Genomic DNA, 9,456 nt, shown 5'->3' with positions numbered 1-9,456 from the left:
GCCGTACACCTGCTCACGCAGCTTCTGCAGCCCCTCACCGTTGTCGTAACACACATCCTCCACAACAGGCCCTGTCCTACCGGTTGCCCACGAGTGTTCGGAGGTTCGAAACCATCATCTCGGCGACCCGAGTGGCCTGCTGACATGCGTATTGGTGAGTGATCCCAGGATGACTAGCTTCGGAGACGATGTAAGAGGCCTTCAGGCTTTGCCCCGGGGCGACGTCCACGAGCAACATGCAATTGTCATCCGGTCTGCCTAGACCAGAGTAGGCCTCCACCGCCGGGAATCCGGCAACTGCCGTGATCCGAGTCCGACTATTCAAGAAGTACTCTGCTCCATGGTCCAACTCCGTACTCGCTATCCAGCTGTCTTCTGGCTCGGCGGGCAGGTTTGACCAGGTGCAGTGGTAGCGGCCGGGCTGATTTGTAGCTTCCGTTTTCTTCGGAGGGGCAGTGCCCAACTGTGCAACTTGCGCTGGGCTAAGAAGTGCGCACGGGTCGACCGTGTCCAGAGGCAACGAGCCGGGCCGCGGGGGGAGGAGGGGGGCCATCGGCGGCGAGGCCGGTGGCGCTTCCGGGGCCGGGCCCGACGAACATCCAGCCATCACCAGTGAGACCAACGCAACCAACGTTATGCCTGCGAGGCTCCTCCACCTGCTCATCGGCCTGGTCCAGCGGTTCCGGGAAGCTGCGGGAAGGGCCATTGCGGCGGCGTGGGAGCCGGAGACGCAACGAGCGGCGCTGGATTTACTGGTGGTGGGTTGTCGATCTGAAATCTGCTGAACGAATCCCTTATCTGCTGTTCGCCATGTCCGTACTCCTTGGCCATCCGTTCAAGATTCTTGGCGCCCGTCTGGAGCTCCTTGACATAAGCCTGCCATTGGTCGAGCAACCCCGTGATCTTCGTGTTGAACTGTGGCGCCAGATCGATGGACACCGGGTCGAGGCCCGGCTCGCCGACGACGGACTCCTGACGCGCAACTCGTACCTTCTCGGCCATCAGCATGGACTCCGCCAGCAGGGCGTTCCGGATCTGCAGCACGTTCTCGGGCGTCACCCGCATGCCACTAAGATTCGCCTGGACGTCGTTGACCAGCGATGACTGGACATCCCCCGGCCTACTCATGGCTGACACCATAGCCAGCCGGCCAGCGCCTCATGGTGGTTTTGGCGAAATTCTCGAGCTGGATTTCCCCTCGACGAGAGGCATACCGACCACACCGGCAAGCGAAAGTTGAGTGTCATAGATAGCATCGTCACGCTCGCGCCCAGGCCCGGTGTCTGGAGCCAACTCACGCCTCAGGACATGCGCAGCTGCTGCCAATGCTTCATCGAGGCGGCCAGGCTGAAGGTGATCTCACCGTTGAGCGGGTTCAGGAATGCCGCGTCTCGATCGAGAGCCGGCACGGGTTGCCACTTGCCGTCCACGTAATCCCCGGGAACCAATTCGCACCAGTACAACCGGTCGTCGATCGGCAAGGATTCTGGTCTTGGGTAGATCAGCAGCATGTAGTTGTCGAGCAACGTTCTGATGGCCAGATTCCGGGCTGCTTGCTCGTCAACGCATTCCTCCGCGTACCAGGTCCGTTTCGAATCCGAGTCTCTGCCGCCGTCCACGTAGAAGACTACCTGACACTTGCCGCGCCTTGATGCCATCAGGCGACACCGTCTCCTTGGAAAGATTGAGTTTCTGTCTTACGCACAGTCGATCGCGATCTGCGCGCCATAGCTCGTTCTTGATTGCCCTGAATCTCAAGCGCTCTTTGCCGAATTTTGACAAGTACACACGGCCACTCGACAGGTCGATAACTCCCGCATCCGGTGCAGTCGCCGTCAAGCCGCTGGATATGGGACGCTCCGACTCTGTCGGTCCACCCAGGGTCACTGCTGACAAACCGAGCAGCCATCTCGACCGGGTCCGACTCCGGCGCTACTTCGAAGCTCGCCTTAAAAGTTGGCACCTCTCGCGACCCAGTGCACGTCACCGGCGACGCCCTCACCGCGCCACCACCACTACGGCATGCCAGCCCTCTCCTGGCAGCGATGCGAGCAGAACATCGTCAACCGGTATGGGCGAGCAGACGACCGCCAACGTGGACGCGAGATGGCGTGCAGCGATGTCGAGGAGAGCGCGCCTGGCGGGCTTCACATCGTTGGCCGCGTTAAGCAGGACCGACTTGCCTGACGCGAGACAGTCGCCGAGATCCTTGTGCACGAGTCGCACGCGCTGCCGAGACATGTTCCTCCGCAAGGACAACAGGATGACCCCGTGTCCCAGACCGTCGACAACACGAGGGACAGCGCCTCGCCGGCTCTCGGATGGGCCGATCATCACCGCAAGCACAGGCCGGGAATCCGGCGCTACCAGCGGGCGAACCGTTGAGTGCACCGGGACCTGGTTGCCCATGGCACCTCCCGAGCTTCCGGACGAACTTGCGCGCCCTCAGGGCAGGGCGCTTTCATCCAGCCTGAGCACGGTGTCCCCAGGGGAATTGGCCGCCGCGACTGCAAGGGCATACGGTGGTCGTCGATCACGTACTTCGGTACTTCGTAGAAATCTACCGTGTAGAAGTCTACGAAGTACACACCTCCGATAGGGTGACGACTTGTGCGTGACCGGGCTGGGTGGGTGGCTGAGCGCGTCGACTGAGACGAGGGAGCAACTAACAACGTGGGCACCTCTGCGTCGTCAAGTCCAACCGCGCTGCGGTGGTACATCGCCCTCGAACTTGGACGTCTCCGGCGCCAGGCCGGACTCACACTGCAGCAAGTCGCTCAGCGACTCGGCACCTCGACTTCGCACGTCGGCCACTTGGAGAAGGGGCGCAACCTCCCAGCAAGAGCCGAGCTCGAGGTACTGCTCGACTTCTACCAACTCGGCGACCGAATCCCGAGCTTCGCCGAGCTCCTCGAGTCGGCTCGGACAGGGAAGGACTGGTGGTTGTCGTTCGAAGGCGTCGCACCGCCGTGGTTTGACCTGTTCCTCGGACTCGAGAGCTCGGCAGCGCAGATCGAGAGCTATGACTCGCACGTGATCCCCGGCCTATTCCAGACGCCGGCCTATAACGAAGCAGTGATCCGTGCGGAAGACCCCGATCTCACGGACTCGGAGATTGCCCGACGAATCGAGCTTCGCCAAGCGCGCCAAGGGGTACTCACCCGAGAGCCCGACCCGCCGAGCGTCTGGTCGATTCTCGATGAGTCCATCCTGTACGGGGCCGCAGACTCGCCGTCGATCATGCGCGAACAGCTCGAGCACCTGGACAAGATGACGCGTCTGCCGAACGTCAACGTCCTGATCCTGCGTATGAGCACGAGACCACACGCCGGGAGCAACGGCACCTTCAAGATCCTCTCATTGCCCGATCTCATTGGCGCACCAGCCGTTGCCTACACCGATGGCATGGTGCATGGCACGTACTACGAGGACTCCGACGCCGTCCTGCGCTACCGAAACGCCTTGACCCGGCTCCATAACATGGCTGTTAGCCCGGAAGAATCACAGAAGTGGATTCGCCGCCGTGCCGAGGAGCTGAAGTGAACCGCGAAGACGCCCTGACCTCACTCGGACGAGTCGCTGTCTGGCGCAAGTCGAGCTACTCCACCGGCGACAACAACTGCGTCGAGATCTCGACGAGCATCCAGGGCTGGGTTGGTGTCCGCGACAGCAAGCTAGGCGCTGAAAGTCCGATTCTCGCGTTCACGCTGAGCGAGTGGGCTGCCTTCACGAATGGCGTGCTGAACGGGGAGTTTGAGTCCTGAACCCTGACTGCGTCGGGCGAGATCGCCTCGGTCACCCAGGACTGCGGCACAAACCGGCCCGAGATGGCGCGCGAGTCGGCGGGAACCGTTCAGGATTGTATTTGGCTGCTCGGAGTCCGTTTCGGAGGCCCGCGAGCAACCTTCAGATCGGCTAGGTCAGGTGCCAGTACCAGCACATCACCTACAGGCCGCACGGACCGCCAACCGCGCCGCAGTTGCTTCTCCCGCTGGGTCGCAGTCGGTGTTGGGCAGTGCGAATGATGCCGTGGGTCTACTAGAGATCGCTGGCGCGGCACCAGGATGCGTTGCGCCGACAAGTGTCTTTGCGCGAAAGCGGCGGCACCTCTTCGACCAGCTTGCCTCTGCGTGGCGCGTGCACCGCCTTCCGTCATCGGTTACGAGGGCGACGTGAGTGATCTTCTGTGTGCCGGGAGCGCGATAGAACACGAGATTGCGGAGATCGTCGGGCTGGGCTGGGGGAGGGCTCCTCGGGTGGCAGGCGTGGGATCGGCTCGGACTAGCGGCGCGTTGATCTCAGCGGCGGCTTCTTGGACTGCCCGCACCGACACCTGCCTGTATCCACAGCCGTATCCACATCCACACGTGCGTCAGTGCTGGTGCGGTCGGTGGTGCGGGAATCGCGCAGGCGCTACTGCTCGGTTGACGTCGACGGCGGCTTGAGCAGCAACGCCGGGGTCTGACGGTGCGAACAGTTGCAACGTAGAAGTCTACCTAGTAGACTTCTACGTCAAGTGATACGCAAAGTTCTTCCGCGAGGAAGGGGTCGCTGAGGCTAGCCCTGTGATGAGTCAGAGTTCTAGGCGGTCGGATCTCTACGCGACGTACCAAATGAAATCCTTATTTGGACACTCCCTTCATTCCTCGTAATCGCGCTTACGCGGGCCTAGTGATCGGGCTTGACCGTACTCGCAAACGTGTCGGCCGGCTCTCTTATTCGAGTCGTCGATGCCCCACCTGGCTTCGATTCGATGGGTCTGCTTCGAATCTGGGGATCTGACCTTGCGGGCGTACGATTTGGCCGCGGAACTTGAATTCCGCAGCTCTGTGGTTTAGAGGCGGCGACCGACGCCTTCGGCGGTGATTGGCCGACGCGCTTGCCCAAATTGAGGCTCCCGTCCCTTTCGGGCGGGTGGGAAAGTCAAACTGACTGATGAATGGAGAATAATGAACAGCACTCTCATCCTGTCGGACCCGTTCGCGCTTGACGTTCGGGTTGAGATCGACACCAAGCCTGGTGAGGCAATTCCAGCCTGCGACACCAGCAATGGCTGCGATCCGTCCTGCGCGTCGGCCTGTACTAGCAACGCCTGAGCACGTTCGTTCGGCGGGGTCCGGCGCAGCGCTGCGGCCCCGCCGGCGTTCGAACCTCGAATCTGATGGAGACGGAATGAACGCCAGAAGCGAGCAGCTGTATCGACACTGTGGCGTCGGGCTCGTACGTGCCGCTGCGGATCCACCGGACCTGGGTGCTGACGGCTGGCCGGAATTGTCGGAAACAACGTCGTGTTGCGAGTGGCTTTCACGGATTTGGGCGTCGCGACCGCAGTTCGCCGAGGCGGTTAGACACGCCAGCCCGGTGCTGGGGGATCGCTTAGCCGGGCTCGCGGCTGGCCAGAGCGTAAGCGACAAGCAGGTCCAACGTGCTACACGAGCGACTGTTCGCTACCTGCTGCGCGCCAGCCATCGCCACACGCCGTTCGGTCTTTTCGCTGGAGTCGCGCCGACCACGGTTGGTGAATCCGCATCGGTGCGTTGGGATCGTGACCATCGACCGGCGGCGCTTGTCGACAACCAGTGGTTGGCCACGGTGATCGACTATCTCGAAGGTGACCGGGAACTGCTCGCCTGGTTGGAGGTGCAGTTCACCAACCTCGTAGCTGTGCGGGGACAGCGGTTGGAATTGCTGCGAGGGCCAGGTCGAGTGACGATCCGTCACACCCCCGTGGTCCAGACCGTTCGAGCGGCGGCGCAGGTCCCGATCAGATTTGGCGATCTGGTCGACAAGCTTGCCGGCGCGTTTCCCGCCGCCGACACAGCGACGGTCGAGCGCACGCTGAGCGAGCTCGTGGGGCGGGGGTTCCTGCTCACGTGCTTACGCGCGCCGAGCACCGAGATTGATCCGCTCGGCTGTTTGGTCGAACGGCTCGACGCAGCCGGAGCCCATGACGTTGTGCTTGCTGCCGAGCTGCTCACGAAGCTCAGGGCTATTCACGAGGACCTGAAGGCACACAATCTGGCCTGTAATGGCGAGCGCCCAGGCATCCGTGCCCGCCTTGGACGGCGGATAGATGAGTTGACTCGTGAGCTCACGCGCCTGCGAAAGCAAGCGGGCATGGATGCAGCGAGCTTCGGCCGCATTCCGCTATCGCTCAACCTCGGTCTCGGCGTTCAACTCACCGTGCCCGAGCAGGTAGCCGTGGAGATGGAGCTGGCGGCCGGCGCGCTAATCCGCTTGAGCCGCCAGCCAACAGGCGAGCCGGCATGGCGAGACTTCTATACAACCTTTTGCGACCGCTACGGAACCGGCACATTGGTACCGCTGTATGACCTCGTGGACCCTGGTGCCGGACTGGGTCTGCCATCTGGCTATCCGGGCAGCGTCTGGCCGTCTCGGCCAGACAGCGTGGTTGCCCGGGATGAACGCTTGCTTGCGATGGCGATGCAGACGATTGCCGACAACGGCCATGAGATCGTGCTGGACGACGAACTCATCCAGTCCCTGGCCGTCGGTGCCGAAGACGCCGAGCTCCGAATCCCGCCACATGTTGAGCTCGCGGCGCGCATCCATGCGCCCGACCTCGGAGCGTTCGATCGCGGGGACTACTGGCTGACCGTGACGCCGGGACGTTCGGCGGGCACCTTCACCTCACGTTTCACCCCGACCATCGAAGGTGCTGGCCTCGAGGAGGTCTATCGGGCACTTCCGACGGCCGTATCTGGCGCCGTGCCGGTTCAGATGAGTTTCCCGCCCATCTACGCGCACGCCGAGAACATCTCCCGCGTGCCCGCCTACTTGCCGAACGTGTTGGCGATGGGGGAGCACCGAGATCCCGGCCAGGGCTTGATTCCGCTGGAGGATCTCGCAGTCACCGCAACTCGCAACGGTCTGCATCTCGTGAGCGTCAGCAAAGGGCAAGTCGTCGAGCCGCAGGTCTTCCACGGCCTGAACCTCGAGAAGCAGCCGCCGACGCTGGCGCGTTTCCTAATCCACCTCTCCCGCGGCCTCAACGCGTCGTGGACGGAGTTCGACTGGGGACCGTACGCAGCTCGCCTGCCCTACCTGCCGAGGGTGCGCTATCGGCGAGCGATCTTGGCTCGTGCCCGCTGGCGGTTGACGGCGAACGATCTGCCGACCGGGGCCAGCGATGACCAGTGGCGGCGTGCGTTGCGTCGATGGCGGGACAGATGGCGCTGTCCCGAATCGGTCGAGCTGGCCGACGCCGACCGCACTCTGCGACTGGACCTTGGCGTTTCCGCGCACGCCGGGATTCTCCGTGCTCACCTTGATCTTCACGGTCACGCGACTCTCATCGAATCGGTCGCCCAAGCCGACGAGTACGGATGGATCGGCGGGTATGCCCACGAGATCGTTCTGCCGCTCGTCAGCCGGCGTCCGCCGGCGCCCTCGCCTCTCCTGATCGCCCGCCCGGTCGTCACCAATCGCACCCACGGCCAGTTCCCAGGCTCACCGCACACCGCATGGCTCAACGTCAAGGTGCATACCCATCCGCAGACGATTGACGATCTGATCGTCGAGTATCTGCCAGCTCTGCTGGACGCCCTTCCGAGCGACAGCCGACGGCACTGGTTCATTCGCTACCGAAGCCCGCACGAGACCGACCATCTCCGACTCCGCATCTATACACCAAATCCGGCCGCATATGCCGATGCGATAGCGGTCATCGGTGTGTGGGCCGAGCAGCTGCGTGCCGATGCCGTGGCTAGCCGCCTGGTGGTCGACACCTACTGCCCTGAGGTCGGCCGATACGGTCGTGGTCACGTGCTGGCGGCGGCCGAGAACGTGTTCGTGGCTGATTCCCGCGCAGTTGCCGAGCAACTGAGGCATCTGCCGGAACAGATCATCCAGCGTCGCGCCCTCGCAGCGGTGAACATGCTGGCGACCGCGCACGGCCTACTGGGCGAGCTCGATGCCGCGATCAAGTGGCTTGTGGCCCGTCCGGCCCCCGGGGCGCTAGGGGAGGACCGGAACGGGCTGCGACACGCCGTCTCCCTCTTCGGCAAGTACGTCTCCGGGGAGCCCGAGTTCGGGGAGACCGTCGCGGAAGCCTGGCAGGCGCGCGCTGACGCTCTCGTCGCCTATCGCAACCTCCTGCCGCCTGCGCGTGCGAATACCGACGCTGTACTTGAATCGCTGTTGCACATGCACCACAACCGCCTCATCGGCGTCGACCGGGTCAGCGAGGATCGGTGCCGCCGGCTCGCCCGGCACACCGCGCTTGCCGGGGCAAAGCAACGGAGCGACCGATGAGCATCGGGCAACAATTTCCCGCGCCGGCTGACTCGCTCGGCAGCGGCGCCGCCGGAATCACTCTGCTCCACATCCAGGAAGCTCGAACCGGGAACGGTTCCTGGGCCAAGGTGCACCAGTGGGCGACCGCGATGACCCGCGATGTCGTGACCGCACACGTCGACAGCGCGAGCCTCTACCGAGGCGCACCGGCCGTCGCGTTCGTACTGCGAGCAGCCAATCAGCATCGCTACATGTCGGTAATCGAGGATCTTGACGTCTACATCGACGGACTGACCCGATTGCGACTTCGCCGCGCGAACAAGCGCCTCGATTCCGGCGGCCTGCCCGAGCTGCGCGAATACGATCTCATCAGCGGATTGACCGGAATCGGTGTGTATCTCCTACGCAGGAACCAACCCGACGAGCTACTCCGTGATGTGCTCCGTTACCTCGTACGACTCACCGAACCGATCCACGACGACGGCGAATCGCTCCCGGGCTGGTGGTGCGCGGAATACCCGTCGCACCTTGGGCCGCCGCGTTGGCCGGGCGGGCACGGCAACCTGGGGCTCGCGCACGGCATTGCCGGACCCCTCGCGTTGCTGGCCACAGCGATGCGATGCGGCGTCGTGGTAGACGGCCACGCCGACGCGATCGGCCGAATCGTGGTCTTTCTCGATCAATGCGGCCGTGATGCAGGTGCCGGTCGATGGTGGCCTGGCTGGATTACCCGTGCCGAATGGCTGTCTGGCGTGCTGGCCCAAGCGGGACCACAACGCCCATCCTGGTGTTACGGCACACCGGGCATCGCCCGTGCTCAACAGCTCGCCGCGATTGCCCTTGACGATCAGCGACGCCAACGCGCTGCCGAACACATCTATGCTGCCTGCCTCGCCGACGAGCAACAACTCGCTCTGCTCACCGACCCCACCCTGTGCCACGGCTGGGCCGGGCTTGCACACACGACCAGGCGCGCTGCCGCGGACGCGGGCGTCGGAAGTGAACTCGCCGACGCACACCTGCGCCTACGCCGACGCTTGGACGAGCAACTCGAGGGACAAGAGCACGCAACGGCGGCACCAGGGCTGTTGGAGGGCTCGGCCGGCATCCGCCTGGCGCGAAACGAACTTCCGCTCACCCCACAGGGAGAGGTGCCTTGGGATGCCTGCCTACTGACCTGCTGATCGCGAACCAGCCAGG

9 protein-coding genes are annotated in these 9,456 nt (G+C 63.6%); 5 read left to right on the top strand and 4 right to left on the bottom strand.

Annotated features, from left to right (window positions below; all coding sequences use genetic code 11):
- Positions 1-76: 76 nt before the first annotated feature.
- From ABEB12_RS42110 to ABEB12_RS13555, 4 genes are all read right to left on the bottom strand, one after another.
- A complete protein-coding gene (locus ABEB12_RS42110) occupies positions 77-607 on the bottom strand; it encodes a DUF3558 domain-containing protein (protein ID WP_425572243.1) in 531 nt (176 codons plus the stop codon).
- A gap of 53 nt (positions 608-660) precedes the next feature.
- Complete coding sequence (locus ABEB12_RS13565) at positions 661-1,128, bottom strand: hypothetical protein (protein ID WP_185061485.1); 468 nt, start codon at positions 1,126-1,128, stop codon at positions 661-663.
- 173 nt (positions 1,129-1,301) lie between these two features.
- On the bottom strand, positions 1,302-1,658 hold the full coding sequence (locus ABEB12_RS13560; RefSeq protein WP_185061486.1) for a hypothetical protein: 357 nt from the start codon (positions 1,656-1,658) through the stop codon (positions 1,302-1,304).
- Between the two features lie 340 nt (positions 1,659-1,998).
- Entirely contained in the window at positions 1,999-2,409 is a 411-nt protein-coding gene (locus tag ABEB12_RS13555; RefSeq protein WP_185061487.1) for a hypothetical protein, read from the bottom strand.
- Positions 2,410-2,673: 264 nt separating this feature from the next.
- Here ABEB12_RS13555 and ABEB12_RS13550 point away from each other — a divergent pair, with 264 nt between their 5' ends.
- The 5 genes from ABEB12_RS13550 to ABEB12_RS13535 all read left to right on the top strand — a co-directional run bounded on the left by ABEB12_RS13550 (position 2,674) and on the right by ABEB12_RS13535 (position 9,440).
- The gene (locus tag ABEB12_RS13550; RefSeq protein WP_185061488.1) at positions 2,674-3,543 is read left to right on the top strand and encodes a Scr1 family TA system antitoxin-like transcriptional regulator; all 870 of its coding nucleotides are present in this window, start codon (positions 2,674-2,676) and stop codon (positions 3,541-3,543) included.
- The gene (locus ABEB12_RS13545; RefSeq protein WP_185061489.1) at positions 3,540-3,764 is read left to right on the top strand and encodes a DUF397 domain-containing protein; all 225 of its coding nucleotides are present in this window, start codon (positions 3,540-3,542) and stop codon (positions 3,762-3,764) included. Before ABEB12_RS13550 ends, ABEB12_RS13545 begins: the two co-directional genes overlap by 4 nt.
- A gap of 1,185 nt (positions 3,765-4,949) precedes the next feature.
- Positions 4,950-5,096 carry an FxLD family lanthipeptide gene (locus ABEB12_RS42105; protein ID WP_185061490.1) on the top strand — a complete coding sequence of 49 codons (147 nt, stop codon included), beginning with the start codon at positions 4,950-4,952 and terminating at the stop codon, positions 5,094-5,096.
- A 76-nt stretch (positions 5,097-5,172) separates the two neighbouring features.
- Positions 5,173-8,274, top strand: a complete 3,102-nt coding sequence (locus ABEB12_RS13540; RefSeq protein WP_185061491.1) for a thiopeptide-type bacteriocin biosynthesis protein — start codon at positions 5,173-5,175, stop codon at positions 8,272-8,274.
- Positions 8,271-9,440, top strand: coding sequence for a lanthionine synthetase LanC family protein (locus ABEB12_RS13535; protein WP_185061492.1), 1,170 nt, complete (start codon positions 8,271-8,273; stop codon positions 9,438-9,440). Before ABEB12_RS13540 ends, ABEB12_RS13535 begins: the two co-directional genes overlap by 4 nt.
- Positions 9,441-9,456 lie beyond the last annotated feature (16 nt).

The organism is Actinospineispora eucalypti (assembly GCF_039543365.1).
Lineage (GTDB): Bacteria > Actinomycetota > Actinomycetes > Mycobacteriales > Pseudonocardiaceae > Pseudonocardia > Pseudonocardia eucalypti.
This window is presented reverse-complemented; position numbering and strand designations above follow the sequence as displayed.

Bases quoted from the DNA above. Each gene is read 5' to 3' on its own strand.
- ABEB12_RS42110 (WP_425572243.1), bottom strand. From the start codon at position 607: ATGGCTGGATGTTCGTCGGGCCCGGCCCCGGAAGCGCCACCGGCCTCG.
- ABEB12_RS13565 (WP_185061485.1), bottom strand. From the start codon at position 1,128: ATGAGTAGGCCGGGGGATGTCCAGTCATCGCTGGTCAACGACGTCCAG.
- ABEB12_RS13560 (WP_185061486.1), bottom strand. From the start codon at position 1,658: ATGGCATCAAGGCGCGGCAAGTGTCAGGTAGTCTTCTACGTGGACGGC.
- ABEB12_RS13555 (WP_185061487.1), bottom strand. From the start codon at position 2,409: ATGGGCAACCAGGTCCCGGTGCACTCAACGGTTCGCCCGCTGGTAGCG.
- ABEB12_RS42105 (WP_185061490.1), top strand. From the start codon at position 4,950: ATGAACAGCACTCTCATCCTGTCGGACCCGTTCGCGCTTGACGTTCGG.
- ABEB12_RS13540 (WP_185061491.1), top strand. From the start codon at position 5,173: ATGAACGCCAGAAGCGAGCAGCTGTATCGACACTGTGGCGTCGGGCTC.
- ABEB12_RS13535 (WP_185061492.1), top strand. From the start codon at position 8,271: ATGAGCATCGGGCAACAATTTCCCGCGCCGGCTGACTCGCTCGGCAGC.